18 protein-coding genes are annotated in these 22829 nt (G+C 35.0%); 13 read left to right on the top strand and 5 right to left on the bottom strand.

From position 1 onward, the window contains the following. The first annotated feature begins 104 nt into the window (after window positions 1-104). Genes BCR25_RS15040 through BCR25_RS15030 form a run of 3 tightly spaced genes read left to right on the top strand, consistent with a single transcriptional unit; the run spans window position 105 to window position 5209 of the window. Window positions 105-1958: a glycoside hydrolase family 13 protein gene (locus tag BCR25_RS15040; RefSeq protein WP_069664404.1), complete on the top strand. Its 1854-nt coding sequence runs from the start codon at window positions 105-107 to the stop codon at window positions 1956-1958. Continuing rightward, window positions 1891-3543, top strand: a complete 1653-nt coding sequence (locus BCR25_RS15035) for a glycoside hydrolase family 13 protein (RefSeq protein WP_069664403.1) — start codon at window positions 1891-1893, stop codon at window positions 3541-3543. The genes BCR25_RS15040 and BCR25_RS15035 overlap by 68 nt, the downstream gene beginning before the upstream one ends. Next, window positions 3536-5209, top strand: coding sequence for a glycoside hydrolase family 13 protein (locus BCR25_RS15030; RefSeq protein ID WP_069664402.1), 1674 nt, complete (start codon window positions 3536-3538; stop codon window positions 5207-5209). The genes BCR25_RS15035 and BCR25_RS15030 overlap by 8 nt, the downstream gene beginning before the upstream one ends. 89 nt (window positions 5210-5298) lie before the next feature. Here BCR25_RS15030 and BCR25_RS15025 read toward each other — a convergent pair whose 3' ends face one another. Beyond that, window positions 5299-7377: an Ig-like domain-containing protein gene (locus BCR25_RS15025; RefSeq protein ID WP_069664401.1), complete on the bottom strand. Its 2079-nt coding sequence runs from the start codon at window positions 7375-7377 to the stop codon at window positions 5299-5301. 539 nt (window positions 7378-7916) lie between these two features. Between BCR25_RS15025 and BCR25_RS15020 the strand changes: the two genes are divergently transcribed. After that, on the top strand, window positions 7917-8384 hold the full coding sequence (locus tag BCR25_RS15020; RefSeq protein WP_069664400.1) for a DUF5626 family protein: 468 nt from the start codon (window positions 7917-7919) through the stop codon (window positions 8382-8384). On the opposite strand, the gene BCR25_RS15015 is transcribed toward BCR25_RS15020, so the two are convergent. Beyond that, window positions 8381-8908, bottom strand: coding sequence for a helix-turn-helix domain-containing protein (locus BCR25_RS15015; RefSeq protein ID WP_069664399.1), 528 nt, complete (start codon window positions 8906-8908; stop codon window positions 8381-8383). The two genes, BCR25_RS15020 and BCR25_RS15015, sit on opposite strands and share 4 nt — an antisense overlap. Window positions 8909-9111: 203 nt before the next feature. Between BCR25_RS15015 and BCR25_RS15010 the strand changes: the two genes are divergently transcribed. The 5 genes from BCR25_RS15010 to BCR25_RS14990 all read left to right on the top strand — a co-directional run bounded on the left by BCR25_RS15010 (window position 9112) and on the right by BCR25_RS14990 (window position 13939). Continuing rightward, window positions 9112-9690, top strand: a complete 579-nt coding sequence (locus BCR25_RS15010; RefSeq protein WP_069664398.1) for a hypothetical protein — start codon at window positions 9112-9114, stop codon at window positions 9688-9690. A gap of 902 nt (window positions 9691-10592) precedes the next feature. Then, complete coding sequence (locus BCR25_RS15005) at window positions 10593-10991, top strand: hypothetical protein (RefSeq protein ID WP_211272517.1); 399 nt, start codon at window positions 10593-10595, stop codon at window positions 10989-10991. An 88-nt stretch (window positions 10992-11079) separates the two neighbouring features. Beyond that, on the top strand, window positions 11080-12018 hold the full coding sequence (locus tag BCR25_RS15000) for a hypothetical protein (protein WP_069664397.1): 939 nt from the start codon (window positions 11080-11082) through the stop codon (window positions 12016-12018). 105 nt (window positions 12019-12123) lie between these two features. Continuing rightward, window positions 12124-13293 carry a hypothetical protein gene (locus BCR25_RS14995; protein WP_069664396.1) on the top strand — a complete coding sequence of 390 codons (1170 nt, stop codon included), beginning with the start codon at window positions 12124-12126 and terminating at the stop codon, window positions 13291-13293. Between the two features lies 1 nt (window position 13294). Next, window positions 13295-13939, top strand: coding sequence for an ATP-binding cassette domain-containing protein (locus BCR25_RS14990; protein ID WP_069664395.1), 645 nt, complete (start codon window positions 13295-13297; stop codon window positions 13937-13939). A 260-nt stretch (window positions 13940-14199) separates the two neighbouring features. Here BCR25_RS14990 and BCR25_RS14985 read toward each other — a convergent pair whose 3' ends face one another. Continuing rightward, window positions 14200-14559 (bottom strand): hypothetical protein, encoded by a 360-nt coding sequence (locus tag BCR25_RS14985; RefSeq protein ID WP_069664394.1) that lies wholly within the window; start codon window positions 14557-14559, stop codon window positions 14200-14202. A gap of 63 nt (window positions 14560-14622) precedes the next feature. Further along, entirely contained in the window at window positions 14623-15246 is a 624-nt protein-coding gene (locus tag BCR25_RS14980; RefSeq protein ID WP_069664393.1) for a GyrI-like domain-containing protein, read from the bottom strand. A 122-nt stretch (window positions 15247-15368) separates the two neighbouring features. Here BCR25_RS14980 and BCR25_RS14975 point away from each other — a divergent pair, with 122 nt between their 5' ends. After that, the gene (locus BCR25_RS14975; RefSeq protein WP_069664392.1) at window positions 15369-16253 is read left to right on the top strand and encodes an AraC family transcriptional regulator; all 885 of its coding nucleotides are present in this window, start codon (window positions 15369-15371) and stop codon (window positions 16251-16253) included. 84 nt (window positions 16254-16337) lie between these two features. Here the strand turns inward: BCR25_RS14975 and BCR25_RS14970 are convergent, their stop codons facing one another. Beyond that, entirely contained in the window at window positions 16338-17813 is a 1476-nt protein-coding gene (locus tag BCR25_RS14970) for a lytic polysaccharide monooxygenase (protein WP_245792205.1), read from the bottom strand. A gap of 384 nt (window positions 17814-18197) precedes the next feature. Here BCR25_RS14970 and BCR25_RS14965 point away from each other — a divergent pair, with 384 nt between their 5' ends. The 3 genes from BCR25_RS14965 (at window position 18198) to BCR25_RS14960 (ending at window position 22800) form a co-directional block, all read left to right on the top strand. Beyond that, complete coding sequence (locus BCR25_RS14965; protein WP_069664390.1) at window positions 18198-19661, top strand: AcpB/EbpR/MafR family transcriptional regulator; 1464 nt, start codon at window positions 18198-18200, stop codon at window positions 19659-19661. A gap of 145 nt (window positions 19662-19806) precedes the next feature. Then, window positions 19807-19929 carry a hypothetical protein gene (locus BCR25_RS20855; RefSeq protein ID WP_282956789.1) on the top strand — a complete coding sequence of 41 codons (123 nt, stop codon included), beginning with the start codon at window positions 19807-19809 and terminating at the stop codon, window positions 19927-19929. A 51-nt stretch (window positions 19930-19980) separates the two neighbouring features. Then, window positions 19981-22800 (top strand): sulfatase-like hydrolase/transferase, encoded by a 2820-nt coding sequence (locus tag BCR25_RS14960; protein ID WP_245792202.1) that lies wholly within the window; start codon window positions 19981-19983, stop codon window positions 22798-22800. Window positions 22801-22829: the final 29 nt, after the last annotated feature.

Raw genomic sequence — 22829 nt, 5'->3', positions numbered from 1 at the left:
ATGCAATCGATTGCGAAAAACATATTGAAAACGTTTTTCTTATATGGCATAATATGGGTGATTTCAGAAAAACAACGAGCTGATCGTAGGAGGAAAACAACTATATGAATACCGCTGCAATTCACCACCAACCCGAAAGCGAGTTTGCTTATCTATACACACTCGACAAAATGCACATTCGTTTAAGAACAGGTCGCGAAGATATCAAACAGGTTTCTTTGATCAATGGTGATCCTTATCAATTGGATCACCATGAATGGTTCAAACAAACCCTTCCGATGGAAAAATATTTATCGACTACCACTCATGATTACTGGATCATTGAGGTGTCTGCCTTACATCGCAGACTAAGCTACGCGTTTAAAGTAGAAGGATTGGACGGAACGATTTTGTTCTACGGAGACCATGGCTTCTATCCTTATCAAGAAGCTACATTAAAAACGGCGAATAATTATTTTAAACTACCTTATTTTCACGAAGCGGATCGTTTCAAAGCACCTCAATGGGTAAAAGAAACCGTTTGGTATCAAATTTTTCCTGAACGCTTTGCCAATGGAGATACTCGGAACGATCCAAAGGGAACTTTGCCATGGGATAGCCGTATGTCACCCGAGCGAGATGATTTTTTCGGCGGTGATTTACAAGGAGTGTTGGATCGTTTAGATCATTTTGTTGATCTTGGCATCAATGGACTTTATTTTTGTCCAATTTTCCAAGCTGGCAGTAATCATAAATATGACACGATCGACTATTTTGAGATCGATACAGCATTCGGGGATAAAGCGTTATTCAAAACTTTAGTTGAAGAATGTCATAAAAAAGGAATCCGCGTCATGTTAGATGCCGTATTCAATCATATGGGTGACTTCTCTCCTCAATGGCAAGACGTTATCAAAAACGGAGAAGCTTCTCCTTATGCTAAATGGTTCCACATTCACAAATTCCCGGTAAGTTATACACCAACAGCTAATTTTGAATTCTCTGATGATATTACTTATGATACATTTGCGTTTACCCCTCATATGCCAAAATTAAATACGGCAAACAAAGAGGTACAGAACTATTTATTAAAGATCGCTCGCTACTGGATCGAGGAATTCGATATTGACGCGTGGCGCTTGGATGTTGCTAACGAGGTAGATCATCGTTTTTGGCGCAAGTTTCACGATGTTTGTACAGAAGCAAAGGAAGATATCTATATTTTAGGAGAAATTTGGCATTCATCACAGCGCTGGCTGCAGGGAGACGAATTTCACGCAGTCATGAACTATGCGTTTACCGATGCAATCCTTTCCTATTTTGTGTATCAAACGATTCCATTAAGCAAGATGATTTCCGAATTGAATCATCAATTAATGCTCTATCGAGAACAGACAAATCAAATTATGTTCAATGTACTAGATTCACATGATACGCCGCGCTTATTGACGATCGCTAAACATAATAAGGATTTGATGAAACAAGTCATGGTTTTTACTTATCTACAAAAAGGCGTCCCTTGTCTTTATTATGGCGATGAATATGGGATGGACGGCGGTGCTGACCCTGATTGTCGGAAATGTATGGTTTGGGAGCCTGAACAACAAGATCAGGAAATGTACGGCTTTGTAAAAGAGCTGATTGCCTTTAGAAAAGAACACCAGATTCTACTTTCAGAGGGAAAACTGCGCTGGCTTGAAACGGATGAACGAACAGGAATCATCGATTTCGCTTACGAATACAAAGAAAACCGTCTGCGTTGTATATTCAACACAGGAGCACACCCTGTTTATATCAAAAAAGAAGATACTCTATTTTCAACACGAGCACAACGTTTAGATACAGAAACGATCGAGCTGGCGCCTTTTGGATTTGCTGCTTCGATCGAAACGACTGAAAGGACTGAAAGCAATGAACCAACCCAAAACAGCCGCTCACTGGTGGCAGGAAACCGTGGTTTATCAGGTTTATCCTCGTAGCTTCCAAGACAGTAATGGTGATGGCATCGGTGATTTACAAGGAATCATTCAACGTTTAGACTATTTAAAAACATTGGGGATTGGGGCCATTTGGTTAAGCCCTGTTTATCGTTCACCTAATGACGACAATGGCTATGATATCAGTGATTATGAACAGATTATGGCAGAGTTTGGCACGATGGCTGACATGGAACAATTGATCCATGAAGCAGAAAAAAGAGACATTAAACTCATTATGGACTTAGTCGTCAACCACACTAGCGATGAACATCCTTGGTTTATCGAGTCTCGTTCATCAAAAAATAATCCTTACCGTGATTTTTACGTTTGGCGAGCAAGTGTCAACGGCGATGCACCAAACGATTTAGAATCAACTTTTTTAGGCTCTGCCTGGCAATTTGACGATCATACAGGAGAATATTATCTGCACTTATTTAGTAAGAAACAACCCGATTTAAACTGGGAAAACGCCAAAGTTCGTCAAGCGGTATATGATATGATGAATTTTTGGATCAATAAAGGAATCGGCGGCTTTCGCATGGACGTGATTGATCTCGTCGGCAAGCTCCCGGATAAAAAAATCACCGGAAACGGTCCCAAATTACATGATTATCTGCAAGAGATGAATGCAAAAACATTTGGCGGCAAGGATTTACTGACAGTCGGAGAGACCTGGGGTGCTACGCCTGAAATTGCAAAATTATATTCCGATCCCGAGCGTAATGAACTATCAATGGTCTTTCAATTTGAACATGTCGGCTTAGATGAACAACCTGGAAAAAGCAAATGGGATTTACGTCCGCTTGTTATTTCAGAATTAAAAACTGTTTTCAGCAAATGGCAAACTGAACTTGGCGATCAAGGCTGGAACTCATTATTCTGGAATAACCATGACTTGCCGCGGATCATTTCAAGATGGGGCAATGACCGTGAATACCGTGTTCAAAGCGGTAAAATGCTGGCGATCTTGCTGCATATGCTGAAAGGCACGCCTTATATTTACCAAGGGGAAGAAATCGGCATGACCAATCGGATAGTCGCTGATATTTCAGAAGTGGAAGATATCGAGAGTAAAAATATGTATGCTGATCGAATGGCAAAAGGCTATACTGAAGCTGAAATCCTAATCTCCATCAACGCTAAAGGTCGGGATAACGCTCGCACACCTATGCAGTGGGATACAAGTAAAAATGCCGGTTTTACCACAGGAACTCCTTGGCTTGCTGTGAACGAAAACTATCACGAAATCAATGCTGCTCATGCTTTAGCAGACCATACGTCTCTTTTTTATACGTATCAACAATTAATCGCACTTAGAAAAAAATATCCGCTGATTATTTGGGGCAGTTTCGAATTACTTGAAAATACAACTGAAACAGTTTTTGCTTATTATCGACACTACGAAGGAGAAACCTGGCTGATCGTCTGTAACTTTTCCGATCAAAAACAGACCTTTTCACTAGAAACAACTGTCGAAAAAGTAATCATTGCAAATAGCGAAAAAGACTACAGCACTCTTTTGAATAGAACCTTAGAACCTTACGAAGCCTTTGTAGTCAAATTAGGAGGAAACGTGCATGCCTAACACTGCAATCGACATCAAACGTCAACCTTTGACAGAAAAAAATACATGGTGGAAAAACGCAGTCGGCTATCAAATTTATCCCAGAAGTTTTAAAGATAGTAATCATGACGGCATCGGTGATCTAAACGGGATTCGTCAAAAGCTGCCCTACCTAAAAGAACTTGGGATCGATTTTCTTTGGATCAACCCAATTTACGCTTCACCAAATGCAGATAACGGCTATGATATTTCAGATTACCAAGCAATCCATGAAGATTTTGGTACAATGGACGATTTCCAGTCCTTATTACAAGAGGCTCATGCACTAAATTTAAAAATCATCATGGATCTGGTCGTGAATCATACAAGCGACCAGCATCCTTGGTTTCTGGAATCAAGAAAATCATTGGACAACCCTTACCGTGACTATTATCATTGGGCCGATGCAACACCAGAACAGCTGCCTAACGACTGGCAATCCTTTTTCGGCGGTTCTACTTGGACCTATGATGAACCAACAAAACAAGCTTATTTCCATGTGTTCGCTAAAGAACAACCCGATTTAAACTGGACAAATCCTAAAGTTCGGCATGAAATTTATCAAATGATCCGTTGGTGGCTAGAGCTTGGTATCGACGGTTTTCGAATCGATGCCATCAGTCATATTCAAAAAGAGCCGTGGGATTTTAAGATTACAGATAATCCATGGGCACCTTTTATGAACGTAACTGGTATCGAAAGTTATTTGGCTGAATTAAAAGCAATTTTTAATGAATACAACGTGATGACTGTCGGTGAAGCTAGCGGTGTCCCTCATTCTGAAGCCTCAGCCTGGACGGGCGATCACGGTTACTTTAATATGATTTTTGAACTGGAGCACTGTCAACGAGTCGGTGAACAAGGGAGTCAAAAGGGCTCCATTCATCATCTGAAACATTCACTAAATCAATGGCAAACAAGTTTGGCTACTGATGGCTGGAATGCTCTTTATTTAGAAAACCACGATACACCACGCAGTGTTTCAGTATACGGGGATCATTCACCAGAAGCAGCCAAAGCGTTAGCAACAGTTCTTCTGTTAATGAAGGGAACACCTTTTATTTATCAAGGACAAGAATTAGGCATGACTAATTATCCTTTCAATTCAATCAAAGAACTCGACGCAGCTGACACGATTCATTTTTATCAAACCTTGCTGGCAGAAGGAACACCTGCGAAAGAAGCATTAACTATCGCAGTCAATTGGTCACGAGATCACAGTCGTACACCATTCCAATGGGACGATTCACCATTTGGTGGCTTCTCAACAGTAACCCCTTGGCTAAATGTGAATAAGAATTACCAAACGATCAACGCTGTCCAAAAAGATCAGGATAAGAACAGTATTTTTCATCATTATCAACGTCTGATTCGTTTACGTAAAGAAACAGATGCTCTGATCCATGGAGAATTCACACTATTATTTCCTGATCATCCAACTGTTTTCAGCTACACACGCACAACAGAAACTGAAAGTTGGCTGATCTTAGTGCAATTAGATCGAGAACTGACCGCAATTACCTTTCCAGACAGTTGGGAGCTTTCAGATTGGGAGGAAGTTTTGGCGAATACCGCGTGTAAAGCATTGCAACATGAAATGATGCTTTCTGATTATGAAGCACATGTCTATCGGAAGGTTTTAAATTAAAATAAAGAACGTGAGGAGCAGCGCTATGTCTTCTCACGTTCTTTACTATTATTTTGATTTGTATATTTAGCGTTGCATAGTTTCTTTCATTATTTGACTGTAACTTCACTGGTGGCCACCAATGCTCCATTATTAGTATACACAGTTATCGTCGCTGTTCCTTTTTTCCTAGCTACTAATTCTCCGTCCTCCGAATGAGTCACCTCTACTATAGACGAATCAGAGGAATCAAAATGACAGCTTTTATTACTTGCATTTTCAGGCATGATTGTCGGCTGTAAAGTAATGCCCTCATCGATACTGAGCGTTAATTTTTCTGGAAGAGATACTGATTCTACCCGAATGCGGTCTTCTGGTTTAATTGGATCTCCTAAATACATGAAAAAATTATCTTCAACGTAATAACCTGTTCCAACATTAAACATCAAAAAACCTACATGCTGTGAGACGTAGTTCCCGTCATCTGATTTAACATAAACATTATATGGTCCTGCTTTTGAAGCCTTAAATGTTTTTTTCACAGGGTCAATTGTTACATACGGCTCATCTTTTTCTGATACAAAAAAGCTATAGCCTTGATTGCTCGCTTCTTTTGGATATACAATAGCGTTTAAGAAAATTTCTTCATTAATATCTATATTTTTATAATAATCATATAAAGGTAAAACTCGCTCAACAAGTATAGTTTCCTCATTTCCCACTGTAATTACAGCGCTGTCTGATACCTTACCTGTAGAATCCTTAACAGTAATTACACACTCTCCTTGAGTTTTTCCGGTCACCGTTCCTTTTTCATCAACTGTTGCTACAGATGGCTTATTTGACGACCATGATAGTGTTCTGTTTGTTGCAGTTTCAGGTGAAATTTCAGCTTTTAACGATTGACTCTTCCCAACAGTTAGTTTAGCTGTTTTGGGCGAGAGTTTAAGCTCTGAAATAGGAATTTCCTCTGCTTTGTATTCATCATTCATCCCTATAAACCGGGTAGTATATGTATGAACATACGGTTGCCCAGCTTTCTTAAGTCCTGTAATTTCAACTTTATACAGATCATTCTTATTAACAATATATTGATTATTTGGTCTGAAAACTACTGTTGCATAACCACCTTGAGCATAATACCCAGGTTTAGCCCGCACGACCGTTAACTCTCCACCTAAAGAATCATTTTGCATCTGCTCTGTCTTTCCTGTCGTTAAATTAGTTAAGGTAGCAGTAATTTGATCTGGCACTTCGTAACCCAATTCATTAAAATGAACAGACCAACGCATATTTTGTTCATATTTTTCAGGTAAACTATTTTTATAATAAGAAGTATTATAAGGATTTTCTACATTATATAACTCATAAGGGAAAAAATCTTTACTTGGCCAATGAGCAACTTGTTCTTCCTCATAACGAGTTGAAATTCCTTTATAGTCTTTTTTCAAATAAGTCGAGGTAAAATAACTTGGAACTGAAGGATTGATTTCATTCGCCCAAGCATAACCAAAACCAATATCCACACTAGCCAAGCCTAAAATATCCGCTCGATGTCCAACAGATTTGTTGCCAGTTCCCCAATCAACCAAGAAAACATCTTGATGATGATTTAATGATGCTTCTTTGTACGCTGAGTGTATATTGGATTCCCTCGAAGCCTCATTTGCTGTTTTCCAAAAAGCTTCCGGCATATCTGCTGGTTTTTCCGCCACAACATCTAATGTATGGCTTTGTTTTTTTATAGCGGCCATTCCTATTGATGCATGTTGAGTAAATTCAAATGAATCCGCTACCAATGGTGTTTTCTGAACACCCGCAAGAGTACGATAAAAGTTGATTTGTTCCGCTGCACTCTGTTCAATCGATTGATTAAAATTTCCCAATGAGTATTGCCCGTTTGACAATACTGGAAGTGTCGCAAATTTATTAGACGTTTGAATGTTTTGCTTGATACGGGCATATTCTTTCTGAATATATTGAATCTCTTCAATTTCTGTTGCAGGTACATAAACTAAGTCTGATCTTACAGATTGAAAAGCAGATATTCTGGAAGTGACTTCTGGTGCTAGCAGATCCTCCACATTATCGGCTAGCACTGGCTCACGCAATTCTTGCGCCACTCCAGTTGTTCCTCCGAGTAATAAACTACTGACCAACACAAAAAATAATCCCATTTTCTTTTTCATTTTTCTCCTCCTATTTCCATCTCTTTGAAATAAATATAAAACAAATACATTTTAATAATATCATTAAAATATTTCTGATGTAAAGAGAATATTTTTTTAATATTTAAAAAATATATGATTAAAAATGAATTATTTAGTGATAGATCTTTTTTTAATAACATCAATGATTATATATTAATTAAGTAATCATGTTATTGAGTTCTGTCGTTTTACATTTCGATCAATTAATACAAAAAAAAGGGTATGGGATAAAACTCCATTCTTTCGAATACTCTATTTACAACTCAACTATTTTTATGATTTCAAACAACTTGTTATGACTTTCGAGAGGCAACCTTCAAATTAAGAACCATACTCTTTTAGAACCGCAAGTCTAATAAGTTAGCAGTCCTCAGGTTATGCAAAATTTAAAAATTTTCCCCTGAACCCCTTATCACTACTGATGTGCAACTAAGAGTTGACACACTGTAAACAGAACGGTGCTTTCCTTTCAATCTCCTTTTTTGTACGGTTGAATTACAAAAAAAGGAGTGATCAATATGAAAAAGACATTAATCTTGGGAGCAGTACTATTTTTTTGCATGATTGGTAAAGGAACCGTTAGTCACGCTGAAGAACATCAAGAATTCGTTACTTACTCATTATTCAATGAAAAAAAACAAGTCACTAACGTTATTACAGAAGAAGGCGAAGAACTAATTATCACTATAGAAAAAGAGCCTTCTCTTTCTCGTGCATTAGGCAATGGCACATATACTGTGTCAACAGAAAGAAGAGGCTCATGGAAAGCTAGTTATCAGGTAATCGTAAAAAACAACTCAATTACTACCACAAAGAACGCAAGTGCTACCGCTATTTCTGGTTCATTTACTAGTAAATCTTTACGAATCGACAATTCAAAACAAGCAACTTACTATTTAAAACGAAAAGTGGGCACATCTACAGCCACTATCAATATTCGTGCAAAAATAAACGGTTCTAAACTTAATGTTTCCGTTTTATCTTAAGAATCAGGTGTATAGTTCACCTCAATTCTTTGGTCCCACAAAAGATAGTCGCCAACCATAATAAATGTAAAATACAAATTAATTAGAATGCAGCACACACTTACAATGTTAATCAGCATGTAAAATGTGTTGGTTTTTTTATTCCGTTTCATAATAATAGGTGCAAGAAATAAACCCAACGGTGCTGCTACAGATAAACCAATAACTGCAATCAATAAAAGCAATCCTTCGTCTTTATCACCGATGCCCTGATTATGAATCCAATCTAGTTTTTTACGATGGTCGTCTATCGTTTGGTTATTTTCTTCAATTTTTTTCTTTAAGACTTTATTTTCTTGGACAAGTTCGTCAATTGAAACTTCATATATTTTACTAAGTAGCACTAAATTATCAATGTCAGGGTAGCCTTTTCCAGTCTCCCATTTAGAAACAGATTGACGAGAAACATTTAATTGTTCTGCAACAGCAGCTTGTGATAACCCCTTATTTTCTCTATGTACACGTAATCGATCCGCCAAAACCATTTGTATTCCTCCCTTTGTTTTCACTTAATCATACGACATTTTGGTTGGAAAATCTATCAGTTGTTGGTTTACATTGTGACAACTTATGGTTGCAACTAGTAGAGCAACTATAAGTTGTCACAATGTAAACCAATAGGTGCTTACTAAAATAACCTTCCCATGCAATGATAAGAGCATATCAAAAAGAAAGAAGGTTTTATTTTATGAAAAAAAAAAATTTTAAAACGGGATTATTGTTAATGACATCAATAGCTTTAGGAGCAACGTTAATTCCCTCTACAGTAGTCTTAGCCGATCAAGCTTCTTTTATTGAAAAAAATGTATCTATTACTAAAGAAGAAGCAGCTTATCAAGAGGATGGTTTATTGTATATAGAAGACAATCCTTCTGAATCTACCCCAACGGCTAGACAAGTTATTGCCGATGGGGGCTGGAAATGGAAACAAATAAATAAGAAATACTCCGATACTAAACAAGATGAAAAATTTAAAGCAAATGTAGGAAACTTGGTATATAACGTGGCTTTTGCATATTTTGGTGGTAAGCTTATCAAAGGTGCCTTGAAAGTTGGCGAATTTACTGGAGCTGTATCTAGTGGATTTTTAGCTTCTGTAAAAAAACCTATTAAAGCTGGTAAAACTGTATATCTAACTATTACAACTTACGAAGATAAAGATTCTGTAAATTACTATGTAAAAGAAAATGTAAAAGCTTATTCTGATTCTAAACGAACTAAGCAAGTTGGAAACTATGACTCCGTTCACAAATTCAGAAAAAAATAATTCTTTATAAATGGGGATAAATTATATGTACAAAAAAGATAGAAAAAACTATTTGGTTGTTATAACTGTCTATGTTTTAGTTAGGGTAATTATTTTAATTAGAGATAATAATCTATCATTATCTTATTTTTTTAATTATGAATTATCTGGTGTAATAGGATTTATCATTGGATATACCTTACTTTACTATCTGGTATTAAAAAAAGATAAATAACTAAAAATCTTTGTTTAATATTACATCTCCGTTAATAAAGTAAATAAAATCCCGACAAACAGTAAAAATAGAATGGACTTCAAAACATGAATATAAAGTTTATAAAGATACTAGGATATATTAGTATTTCTGTATCAATATTAATATCGTTGATATTTAGTTTTAAACCTAATATGATTCTTGTTGATGGCAACTCATTAGATACAGATTACATGATATCAAAAACTCTTTTTATAATTGCTACTTTGCTCATTTTAACAATTATTGGAGTTCAATTAATCAATAAAAATTAACTATGACGAGCTTCTGAACCTCTATTTTCACAAAGAGAGCCCATTAATCGCTTGATTGGTGGGCTATTTGGATCAATCAGTAATATGCCAAACACATAATTGAACTACTCATAATCTAACTTTCATACACATGAACACTATTAAAGTCTAATTTATACAATAATCATCTATCAGTTAGTACTTTTTTCAACTAATCTCTCTCTTGAAATTTTTACATTTTATCATACGACATTTTGGTTAGAAAATCTATCAGTTGTTGGTTTACACAGGAGCAACTTGCGGTTGCAACTAGCTTAGCAACTATAAGTTGTCACAATGTAAACCAATAGGTGCTTACTAAAATAACCTTCTCATGCAATGATAATGGCATATTAAAAAGAAAGAAGGTTTTGTTTATGAAAAGAATGTTTATTAGCTGTTTCGTTTTGGGTTTGTCATTAGTAGCAGTGTGTATTCCAACTAGCGCAAATGCTGAAGAAGTTGGTGGGTGGTCAGAAAATGAAGGAAATTATCTTAATCCAAATGTTGTTTTACCTCGTGCTACGGTAAAACATACTGGTAAACGGGAAACTAAAAATATTTCTGGAACAACAAATTCTCGGGCACACGGTTGGACTACCTGGCAAGGAGTTAGGCACTACACTACTGCTCAGATGGAACGTTACTACACTGGAAAAGTAGTGACAACTTCTGGACGAAAATACGGAACTAGCGGGACTGAAGCTATATCTCCTTGGTTTAAACCTGCTTATGGGGAAGACACAGCTGCTGCCAGAACTTATTATGGAAGATAATTAGCTCATTAACGATGCTATTAATCTTTACTAGTTGTTATAACTCATTTAACAACTAGTAAAGATTATCTAAGGAGGTTATCCGTTTATGAAAAAAAGTTCTATATTAATTGCAAGTTTGATCATATTTGCCCTATACATATTAACGTTCTTTGTAACTGAATACCAAAGCCAGCAAACTAAATTAGCATTTGAAAGCAATGATTTATACTCTTCCAAACATGTATTTATAAATAGTACTTTCGAAGAAATCATGGGGAACAAAAAAATCAAAAATATATCAGATCTAAGCATTTTTATTCCTTTGGAAAGTAATAACGAAGAAAAAATAAAAGGGTATTATTCCAACAATTATTCTAAAAATCAATTTCCATTAAGAAATGGACGATTTTTTTTGACAAAAAATTCTAAAGAAGCGATCGTTGGAAAAAATGTAACTACGACTATAAATAACGCTGATAAATATTATCAATTTAATGGGGTGAATTATCGAGTTGTTGGTACTTTGGGACTAATCAATCCAAGCTTTTTGGACTACACTGTTTTAATCAATGATACTTCTTTATTTTCTAATAATAAATCAAATTTAGTTATTGATGGCTCGACCATAGATCCTTCTATATACAACAGAAAGCAGAACTATCAAAAAAACATTGGGATTGATAGAAAAATCGATAGTGATTTTTTTTCTCCTATTATCTATAGTTTATCAGGAATAATAATTATTATTAGTACTATTTTAGTAGCGTATATTCAATTTTTAGAGTTGAAAAAAGAAGATCTTATCAAGTTTATTTTAGGGGAAGCAACGATTAGTAGATACTTATCAAGTATAAAATATTTAGTATGCATCTGTATTCTATCATTTTCTTTAGTCTTGGTATTCTTGGTATTAACGAATAGTGCTATAAGTAATTATTCTCTTTTGTTTGAACTGCTACTCATTCAATTCATATTATTTTTAGCAACATTTAGTATCCTATTCTGTAAAGAAGAAAGGAAGATGTTATTTGGAACTCATTTATAACCTGAAAAAAAATTTCTTTCTTATTTTATTAAAAATAACCATTGTATTGGCCTTTTTTTTCTTACCTATACTTTTCTTTCCTTTTCTAAAAATATGGACGTCCAAATGGGCAATAATCTGATTGAAAGCAAAAATAAAGATATGTTTTCTATAACAGATACTCTCACAAATCCAGATGATTTTTATGCTTTCAGACAATCTGAACAGAAACTCTTAACCGTTAAAAACTTTTATGATAACTTAAACAATCATTCAACTATTAAATTTTTATCCGCCTTTGACCAACCATTACAAATAGAAAATTTCAAAGGCGGGAATATTTTTAATGAATCTTATGGAAACGATGATCATACCGCTACTATAGGTACATACGTTGATGACATATCGAAAAAAGAGGTATTTGATGTTAAAAGCATTCAGATGAATAAAAATTTTTATGATTATTACGCTATTGAATTAGACGAAAATGCTACTTTTCAGTGGAATACTATTAGCTTCGAAAAAAATGTATATCCAATAGCTTTAGGAGCCAATTATAAAGGCCTCTATAAGAAGGGAGATATTTTAAAAGGGAGTTTATATTTTCGAGAATTTGACTTTGAAGTCGTCGGGTTTATAAAAGAAAATACATCCGTTTTTTATAAAAATGATATCAACAAATATTTGGATGATTACATACTTATTCCTTATCCTGAAAAATTCAATATCACTCCTTCAAATAAAGAGTTTATAGGAATGGTATCTTTTTCTATGATGGCAGGAGATATAATCGTTTCAAAAGACGATGGCTTATCTTATCTCCAAAAACAACTAGCTATTACCGCAAAAAAAACTGATTTTTATGATTATACTATTCTAGGTGTGTCCACTTTTTCAGTCCAATATAATACGATGTATGAACTAATAAATTACAATAAAAAACTAATCACTTCCGTGTGCATCTGTATATTTATATGCACTATATTTATTATTCTTTTTCTAAATTTCAAAATATATAACAGACGAAGTTTACGATATTTTATATCCTATTTAAACGGAGATACTTTTGAAAAAATATATGTATTAGGCTTAAGAGATCTCATTTTAGGAGATGTATTCATTGTAATGTCCTACATTTCATTGTTTTTCATCATTCCTAATCGAGATATATTTAGTTTTTTAAACATTTTATCATTTATACTAGTCTTTATTTTTGTAGACGCTTTAATGCTATATCATTTATTAAAAAAAGATATTTATTCTAATTTTAACACTATTCAACAAAGGAGCGATTAACATGATTACATTAAATAATATTTGTAAACAATTTCCAAAATCCAATCATAAACTCTTTGATCATTTAAATTTTTCTCTAGGTTCCTCTCAGACAGTGGCTATTAAAGGTCGCAGTGGTTCTGGCAAGTCAACATTATTAAAAATAATGGCTGGTATGGATACGCAATACACTGGTATCTATGAGTTTAATAAGAACGTAGTAACTAAAAATCCTCGCACTTTACTTTCATTCAGAAAAAATAATATCAGCATTATCACTCAAAATTATCATTTGTTACAAGATAGAAGTGTTGGAGCAAACCTGCAACTCTCAATTTCTAAAAAATCAAAAAAAGAAATTGAAAAAATGCTATTTTTAGTTGGTCTCGAGAATTATGCATCAAAAAGAGTTTCATTGCTTTCTGGTGGAGAAGCTCAACGTGTCGCGATTGCACGAGCACTGTTAACTAAACCCAAAGTATTACTAGCCGATGAACCAACAGGTGCCCTAGATGAACAGACAGAACTGGAAATCTTAAATCTATTTCAGAGTATCAAACAATTAGGTACTAAAATTATTATAGTAACTCATAGTGATTTAGTATCCAATATTTGTGATACAAAATATACATTGACCCCAAAAAAACTTCTACTTACTACTAACTAAATAACTGTATTTATTTAATAGTTTAGTATTAGGAACAGTTTATGAACATCTAAAAGTTATATACATTATTCAGAGCTGCTATCTCTTTTTAGTAAAAAATATTTGCTTTCTTTTTCTACCAGTTGAAAAACCTTTGACCATTACAGGTAAAAAAGTTCAATGATCACTAAGTAAATCGATCATTGAACTCTTATCATTTATAGAAGCATATCCAAGCTTTTGTTAACTTTTTTATTCAATAATCCACTATCAAAAGCAGGTTATTTACGTTGAAAAACAATACTGTTACTCAACTCATCAGTATCTGGCGAATAAGTATAGATAAACGGTTGCGGATTACCTGGGTTAGCAACACTGTTCACATCCCAATCAATAGTATACGTATTTCCACTTTGTGAATAGCCAGCAACAGTATAGGTTTGGTCGTTTGTAATAATAGCAGTTTCAGTTATTGTGAATTCAATATCCACTTCACCATTGTTACCAACCCATGTGCCTCTCAGTGGTACAGGTGTTACTGCATTTGCATTCAACTCGGAACTATCGACAACTATAGTTTCAATCATAATTGAATTAGAATTATTATCTGAAGGACTATTTTCATTCGTTCCTGAGGACATACTTGATGATTTTTCTGTTCCCTTCCTTTTACAAGTAAAGAAGGTACTTAACTATTTATTGTCTTACTCTTCTAAAAAATACCGCAAAACAGTTTTCATTTTTTCTGGTGCTGATTTTCTCGGATCCGATAGATAAATTTCACGATGATCTAGCCTTCTTTTTTTCAACTTATGCTCTTCACAATAACTCGTCATGATCTCAAAGGTTTTCACTTCATCATCGTAGGGGCCGACATGCAGCATTTGCAAGCATTTTCCATCTTCGATCGTTTCAAATTTTATATTATTGTTGTTTGGATTAGGCTTCTTCTCAGAGATTTCTGCTAAGTTTTGTAATGCCAACTCTTCTGTAACAAATTCTGGTTGACGGATCATAATTTTATAAACAAGATCTGCCTTGTTAAAAGCTCTGCCCTCAGCAATTGCCTCATCTGACATTGTCCAAATCCCTTCCAACGGATACACAGTGTACTCAAAATAGCCTTCTGGAATGACACCTCTTTTCGGCATCATGCGAATCCCATAAGCCATTGCATATAGCGCTGCTATTTCTTCACTGAAATGTTCATTATTCGGATCACCTTTTCCTGTGATTGTATAAAACTGTTGTTTTGGAACAGTGACCTCCGTTGGTTTTGCTTTAGGAATATAGAGTTCTTTTTCTTGTTTACGCCATTCGTATTTCATCGTTCTCTCCTTTTTATTGTTTTAGCTATAGTATACCACGCTTCAATCCCTCTTTTCTGGGCAGAAAAAGTGGGGTACACTAGAAGTAAATTCGTTAAACTAAAGGCAGGAGTTGATTGAACATGGAGTGGGTTACCCGACTGGAACAAACATTGACGTATATTGAAGATCATTTAACTGAGGAAATCGATGTAGCTGAATTAGGAAAAATCGCCTATTGCTCATCTTATCATTATCAGCGCGTTTTTTCGTATATGGTAGGCGTTCCGCTGGCAGTATATATTCGGCGGCGGAAATTATCATTGGCAGGTGTAGAACTGCAGCAAGGAGCAAAGGTGATTGACGTGGCTGTAAAATATGGCTATGAATCGCCAAATTCATTTGCCCGTGCCTTTAAAAACCAGCATGGTATCGTACCATCTGAAGCACAACAGGAAGGCAGTCGCTTAACTTCATACCCTAGAATCAAATTCCATATCACAATTAAAGGGGATGTAGAAATGGAATATCGGATCGAAACAAAAGAGGCATTTCGTGTGGTCGGTGCACAAAAAGAGCTGACCGCTGATTTAGAGGAAAACTTTAAAGTAGTTCCGCAATTTTGGCAACAGGTCAGTATGGACGGCACGTTAGAATCTTTGGTTCCATTAATGAACCAGGAACCTAAAGGGGTTCTAGGAATCAGTGCAGGCTTTGATGGCGAGCTACATGAAGAAGAGGAATTATCTGGCAGTGACGGCATGTCTTATTATATTGCTGTCGCAAGTGATCAAGCACTTTCGGACAATCTGGTAGAATACATTGTACCAGCCTTTACTTGGGCAATTTTTACTGGACAAGGACCCATGCCTCATGCCATTCAAGAATTGGAAAAACAAATCGTAACAGACTGGCTGCCAAGCTCTGGTTACGAATATGCGAACGGACCAGATATCGAGCTTTATCTGGATGCAAATCCAAACAACGCAACATTTGAGGTTTGGTTGCCTGTGATGAAAAAGGCTTAAAGTTATAATTAATTGAAAAAGACATCAAGACAATCTTCAAAAATTGTCTTGATGTCTTTTCGTTTTTGATGTATTCCGTATAAATTAGATTAATTCCCAAATAGAAGAAATTCCTGGCTGTTCGCCTTTTACCCAGTATTTCGCTTGGTATGTTTCACCTTGATATACGACTTTTTCTCCACCATTATAGGCTTTCTCTGCATCCCAGTTCACTGCTTTATTTGAAAGAAGCTTCCAAACGTCTGATTGGTCTGGGCGTTCGCCTCGTGTCCACCATCTTGCTTCATACTCTAAATCGTTGAAGATTACTCTATCACCATAGTTATAAATTTTGTCAGCTTCCCATGTTGATTGACCACTTGGTGCTTCTTTTGTCTTCACAGAAAATGCTGCACTCGCTTCAGAAACGTTTCCGCCAAGACTGATTGCTTTAACAGTATAATTGTATGTTGTATTTGCTTTTAAGCCAGTATCTTTAAAACTTGTTTTTTCTGTTGTTACCACTTTTTTACCGTCACGATAAACTTCATAATGTTTAACACCCAAGAAATGTGTTGATTTTGTCCACATCAAGTCAACGGAATTCTCTGTCGTTCCCATTGAATGGACATTAGTTGGTGCTGTTGGTTTTTCGTTATCTTCGATTTCTGAAGATTTTGTTGTTACGTTTACTGCTGTACTTTTTTCAGACACTTTTCCGTTTGTCCCAACAGCCTCTACTTGATAAGAATACGTTGTGTTTTCTGCTAAGTTTGAATCATTGAATTGTGTACCGCCAACCGTGCTGACTTTTTTACCATCACGATAAACATTGTACTCTTTTACATTTGCAACAGTATTCCACGTCAATTTCAAAGAAGAAGTTGTTACATCTGCTGTTTTTAAGTTTGTTGGTTTCGCTGGTGTTTCTTCTACAGGCGGAGTTGTTCCACCATCAGATTTTAGATTCAAATCGATCACATTGTAAAAGGCATTCGATGTATCTGCAACGTCCCAAACTGCTAATACAACATGATAACCAGTGTGATCACTTGGAATTGTTACTTGGTGAGATTTATTGTTTGATGCCGTTGAACCATCGTGTTTGATTTCGCCGATCAATTCCATATTTTCTCTTGCTAATGGTTTTTCTGGATTCCAACCATTTTTAGTGATATAGTAATGCCATTTTGATGTAGCATGTGGTGCTGTGTAGTGCCATGTAAATGTGTTTACGCCCGTTTTGGCTTCTTGCTTGGTCCAGCGATCAACACCTGTACTATCTAATACAAAATCCCCAATTTGTCCTAAGCCGCCATTCGCAGAAGCAATCCGACCATCTGCTGGACCTTTCTCTGGAAAGCCTTTTGGTGCTTCCAATGATTGTGGGTTTGTAATGACATTGCCGTATTTGTTTAACGCAGCTGTCCAACCTATCGTATTTTTGTCCAGTGCCCCTTGATAGCCACGACTTACCGGACTTTCCACATACCCGTGTGCATTTGCTTCATCTGAAAATAAAACGCCTGCTCCTGCTAAACAAATCGTTGCCATCATTGTTAATCCTACTAATTTCTTCATAATTTTCCTCCATTCATTTTTTGCCTTTCGTTGGCTTACCCTTAGTCTAAACCTAATGTAAGAAAAAAAAAGCTCATTTCTTGCCAGGAAAAAAGAATAGTTGAACGAACGCTCTCTATTTATTTTAGAAAAGCAATCCTAACGTGACGTGAACAATAAAATAACAAATGTTACACAAAAAAACAACGATAAAAGGTCATATTTTTCTGTTTTTTTCCAAAAATTGAACGATATTAATTAATTATTCTACTAATAAACCTATTATTTTTAAATAAGCCATAGACAAACGAGGTTATTCAGCGTTAAAATAATAATGTTGTGAACTTTATTTCATCATATATTGAACATAAATAAAAAACATAAAATAAAGAAAGTGTTGATATTATGAAAGCCATTCTTTCACCTCGAACAAAACGGCAACTAGAACTTTTGGAACTTTTGGCAGATAATGATTGGGTTACTTTTACAACCGTTTCTGATTCTTTGAATGTTCCGATCAAAACGTTAAAGTCAGACATTACTGAACTCGAAGCATTACTCGCACCAACAACGATTGAAACATCAAAAAAATACGGTATTCGTTTAGCCACCAATCTCAATTTTTGTAAAGCAACGATTTACCAACAATTTCTTAAAAATAGTATTGAATTTCAACTCATCGAAAAAATCTTTTTACATAATTTTTCTACTATTATTGATTTAGCTGACGATTTATATATCAGTGTCTCTACAATCAAACGAACCGTTCAAAGAGTTAATCAGCATCTTCAATTGGAGGGCTTTACGATCAATTTGAAGAAAATGCAGCTGATTGGCGATCCACATAGCATTTGTAATTTTATGCAGCATTATTTTCAAGAGCGCTATGGTATAGCAGAAAACCTACTAGCACCTGCGCAGCTTGCCTCGTTGGATCAAGTTGGTCTTGAAATCATCAAGCAAGCACTTCCCGATCGCCAGTCCTATACTATGTATTTTTCTTTATTGAATCAGCTTCGTTTTTATACATATGCAGTCATCAATCTTTTACAGTTCAATAATGAAAATCAGTTACACGACGTTCCGCAAAAAGAGTTTGCTATTCTTAAAGATACTCATGCTTGTGAGGATTTTTATGCTCAGTTTCAATTAGCGCTAACCTCAGAAAATTTGAATACTTGCTTTTACTTATTTTTCAGTGATAACTACTTAGACTCGTTGGAATCCATACACCAACTGATAAAAAAGGATCGACAAGCAAAGCTGAAATTCCATAAGATCAAAGATTTGATTTCTGAAATCGAAAAGAAAATGGACTGTGAATGTACTGATTATGAAAATATCTTTTTACAGCTTTATAATTTAGAGTGCATGACTCATGGTCGAACTTACATATTGTATGACCAACATAAAGAATTCTATTTAGGAATCAAAAATCTTTACGGTCATTTTCCAATCGATATTCTTCATTCACTACAAGCGATTTTCTACTCAAATCCTTACAAAGAATACATGGTCTATGAATCGATTTCAATGCTATTTACCTATTGGCCAAGTTTGCTGGATTGTTTAGAAGAATCTAGTCCGACACTAAACGCCTGTCTGTTATTTGATATTGGTATGGACTATATGGAAATGCTCTCCGAACGGATTTCCTATTATTTAAGAGGTCGTTTTTCATGCACTCCAATACGGGTCACGACCTTAAAGGATGTAGAAGAATCCTTAACAAACTTTGATTGCGTAATCACTAATATTCCTGAAATACATACGAACACTATTCCAACAGTTATGATTCCTTTGATTCCAGATGCGAAAAGTTTTGATAAATTAATGTTAGTGTACGAGGATCATTTTAATAGTATTTAGGCTTATTTAGTCGACATATCAGCTTTTTTCTTCTGGTTAAATCATTGTAAAACAACATCGTTTACGTTACTATAGACTATGGTCAATGAACCAAGATCCTTTTAAAATCTTGTGTCATTAAACATGTATATGGTGGGTGTATATTTTGAAAGAAACAAAATCTAGAAATTATGAGTTTTTAACTATTTTAGTTGCTTGTCTATTAATTTTATTCCAAGAAGTATTGCTTTCTGCGATTGATATTCCTCGATTTGATCAGAATCCTTGAAGATTCTATCTCTATTCATTTATGAAAACTATCGCTAGAGTAGGAATGAATTTGATTCCATTATATATGGGATATCATTATCAAAAAATTTATCGAAAGCATGTGTTTAGCTATCTAAGCCGTTTCTTTCTATTGTATGCTTTTATTGGTTTAAGCAGTAACATCTTTTTTTATGTTCGCTCTTCTACCTTGAATCTTCGTGACTACTGGTTAGTCCTATTTCCAGTAAGTCAAGGCTACTTTGTTTATGCGGTATCTTGTGTATTGCTATTTTGCAGTATCCCAATATTGGTTCACTGGCTGCAGCAAACATCTTTTGACGTTTTAAAAAAAATAGCGATTGTCTCAACATTTATGTTTGTCTTACTGCCTACATTATTCGGTAAAGACATTTGGGCATTTCAAGATGGACAAAATTTCGTTTGGATTTTTTATCTATTCTTCTTGGGATACATTCTAAGCCGACTTGACTGGCACAAAAAAATGAAATTCAGCTTTGTACATCTTTGTCTTAGTATTGGTATTCTCTTTGGATTAATCTTGTTAATGACAAAATTTTCTTTAGTGGTCAGAAGTGACGCGTCTACAGCAAATAGGTTTTCTACTCCATATACATTATTTTTTATGTACTATACGGTAAGCCTGTTCACTATTTTAGAGCAACTTTCACAGAAAATAAAATTACGGGTCAGCGGACCGGTCGTATCAACTAGCTTAATCACCACACTTACTCTTACAAGCTGGGCATTGATCGCTCACCGTGTATCCCAATATGAAAAACGATTTTTCCCAAATTCGGGCAGGGCTTGGCTGATGAACATTTTTGAATTTGCAGGGATTTATTTACTAGCAACTCTGATATTTATTCTAGTCTGTCTTGTCTTACAAAAAACATGGGTATTTAAAAAATTAAATAGTTATCTAACCTTTGATTCATTAACACATCTCGTTCAGAAATTACAGACTGTGAAATCTTGGATTTACAGAAGACGATCGATTTTCTATGTAGGACTTTTCTTCTATTTTTTCACATTTTTACAAATCTTTTTACTCGAGAAAAAAGATACTTGGAAACAAGCGATTCAAGTAGCGATTCAACTATTTGCTAGTCGACAATCGACTGTTATTTTGACAACGTTCATTATTTTGGCTTTCTTCTTGTTGTTATTACTTCTAACAAATCGATTCTGGTATGTTTTTTCTTTCACACTAGTTATTGATTTACTGCTTACGGTTTCTACTGTAATAAAATACAAATTAAGAGAAGAACCTGTCTACCCTTCTGATTTAAAAATGCTGAATGGTCTATCAGAACTACTTGCTATGGTTAGCCCAGTAATTATTATTTCAGGAATTGTTATCGTTCTATTTTTAACCATTTCCAGCATTATTATCCAGCGAAAACTACAGCATCGTTATGCGCTGAAATTCAACTGGAAAAAAAGAATTACAGGCATTGCTATTTTGACTGTAATGCTATCAGGTGTCTTTTTCATTAATCATAAAAATTCACCTTCTTATTTACTATTCAACCTATTTAGAGTAAATAAAACGTTCTTCAATCAAAAAGATGCCGTGCGTGAAAATGGGCCAATCATTCAGTTTTTAAACAATCTTGATATCAAGATCATGGATGAGCCCGAAGGCTATTCTAAAACAAAAATCGAGCAAATCATGAAGAAATATGAAAAAGAAGCAGAAAAAATCAACGAAACCCGGAATGATTGGTTAGAAAATCAAACATTGATTTTAAATTTAAGTGAAAGCTTTAGTGACCCTTCCCGCGTTCCAAATTTAACTGTAGAAACAAACCCAATTCCAACGATTACAAAAATTATGAACGAAACTACTAGCGGTGAAATGTTATCTGTTGGATATGGTGGTGGTACTGCAAATATCGAATGGCAAGGATTGACCGGACTTGATATTAGTAATTTATCACCTACATTAGTTACACCTTACACTCAGCTTGTTGATGCTCAAAAAACAAGCCCTAATATTACAAACTTATTTGATGAAAAAATTGCCATTCATCCGTTTACTGCCTCATTGTATAAACGAAAAGATGTTTTTGAAAAATTTGGTTTTGATAAATTCTATTATGTTGATAGCCCTGATAAACTAACATATACAGATAAAGTTGGTGACAGTCGCTATATTTCAGATGAATCTGCATATAAAGAAACACTAAAAGCTTTAAAAAGTAATGAAGAAACCACTCAATTTATTCAATTATCTACTATGCAAAATCACATGCCTTATGGTGATTTCTATGATCAACTTGATTACACTGCTGAGGGATCAGCTGTTATAGACAGCAGGAAACACGAACTACTTACCTTTATGCAAGGAATTCACTATACTGATGAAGCGATAAAAGAGTTTATAAATGAGTTGGATAACATCCAAAAGCCGATTACGTTCGTCTTTTATGGTGATCATTTACCTGCTCTCTATAGTGGAAATGATATGAAAAAGTATGGCTTAGAGCATCATGAAACTGACTATTTCATCTACAGTAATGCTTATAGTCGTAAACAATTGCAAAAAGTAAGTAAAAAAGTTGTTTCGCCAAATAATTTTTCTGCATTAGCATTCGAACAAGCAAACATTAAAGTAACACCGTTTTACGCTTTGTTAACACAAGTAGCAAATGAGTTGCCCGCCTCAACGATCGATCCAATCTCTAGCGTTTCTAACCGCTACAACGGGAAACAAATTTTTGTTACAGATAAAAATAAAATGATTTCAGAAAAAGAATTGAGTAAAGAACAAAAGAGCATTTTAGCAGACTACAATTATATTCAATATGATTTAGTTGCTGGTGAACAATATTCAGCGACATGGGCGGAACAAAAAATCGAAAAGTGATTTGAAATTCTACCTAAAATAAACTGTGT

The organism is Enterococcus termitis, assembly GCF_001730305.1.
In the GTDB taxonomy this organism is placed as follows: Bacteria; Bacillota; Bacilli; order Lactobacillales; family Enterococcaceae; genus Enterococcus_L; species Enterococcus_L termitis.
Note: the sequence above shows the minus strand (reverse complement) of the source record. Positions and strands in the feature narration are given on the sequence as shown.

Bases quoted from the DNA above. Each gene is read 5' to 3' on its own strand.
- BCR25_RS14980 (WP_069664393.1), bottom strand. From the start codon at position 15,246: ATGAAATACGAATGGCGTAAACAAGAAAAAGAACTCTATATTCCTAAA.
- BCR25_RS15025 (WP_069664401.1), bottom strand. From the start codon at position 7,377: ATGAAAAAGAAAATGGGATTATTTTTTGTGTTGGTCAGTAGTTTATTA.
- BCR25_RS15005 (WP_211272517.1), top strand. From the start codon at position 10,593: ATGAAAAGAATGTTTATTAGCTGTTTCGTTTTGGGTTTGTCATTAGTA.
- BCR25_RS15010 (WP_069664398.1), top strand. From the start codon at position 9,112: ATGAAAAAAAAAAATTTTAAAACGGGATTATTGTTAATGACATCAATA.
- BCR25_RS15040 (WP_069664404.1), top strand. From the start codon at position 105: ATGAATACCGCTGCAATTCACCACCAACCCGAAAGCGAGTTTGCTTAT.
- BCR25_RS14990 (WP_069664395.1), top strand. From the start codon at position 13,295: ATGATTACATTAAATAATATTTGTAAACAATTTCCAAAATCCAATCAT.
- BCR25_RS15030 (WP_069664402.1), top strand. From the start codon at position 3,536: ATGCCTAACACTGCAATCGACATCAAACGTCAACCTTTGACAGAAAAA.
- BCR25_RS14985 (WP_069664394.1), bottom strand. From the start codon at position 14,559: ATGTCCTCAGGAACGAATGAAAATAGTCCTTCAGATAATAATTCTAAT.
- BCR25_RS15020 (WP_069664400.1), top strand. From the start codon at position 7,917: ATGAAAAAGACATTAATCTTGGGAGCAGTACTATTTTTTTGCATGATT.
- BCR25_RS15015 (WP_069664399.1), bottom strand. From the start codon at position 8,908: ATGGTTTTGGCGGATCGATTACGTGTACATAGAGAAAATAAGGGGTTA.
- BCR25_RS15035 (WP_069664403.1), top strand. From the start codon at position 1,891: ATGAACCAACCCAAAACAGCCGCTCACTGGTGGCAGGAAACCGTGGTT.
- BCR25_RS15000 (WP_069664397.1), top strand. From the start codon at position 11,080: ATGAAAAAAAGTTCTATATTAATTGCAAGTTTGATCATATTTGCCCTA.
- BCR25_RS14970 (WP_245792205.1), bottom strand. From the start codon at position 17,813: ATGAAGAAATTAGTAGGATTAACAATGATGGCAACGATTTGTTTAGCA.
- BCR25_RS14975 (WP_069664392.1), top strand. From the start codon at position 15,369: ATGGAGTGGGTTACCCGACTGGAACAAACATTGACGTATATTGAAGAT.
- BCR25_RS14965 (WP_069664390.1), top strand. From the start codon at position 18,198: ATGAAAGCCATTCTTTCACCTCGAACAAAACGGCAACTAGAACTTTTG.
- BCR25_RS14995 (WP_069664396.1), top strand. From the start codon at position 12,124: ATGGGCAATAATCTGATTGAAAGCAAAAATAAAGATATGTTTTCTATA.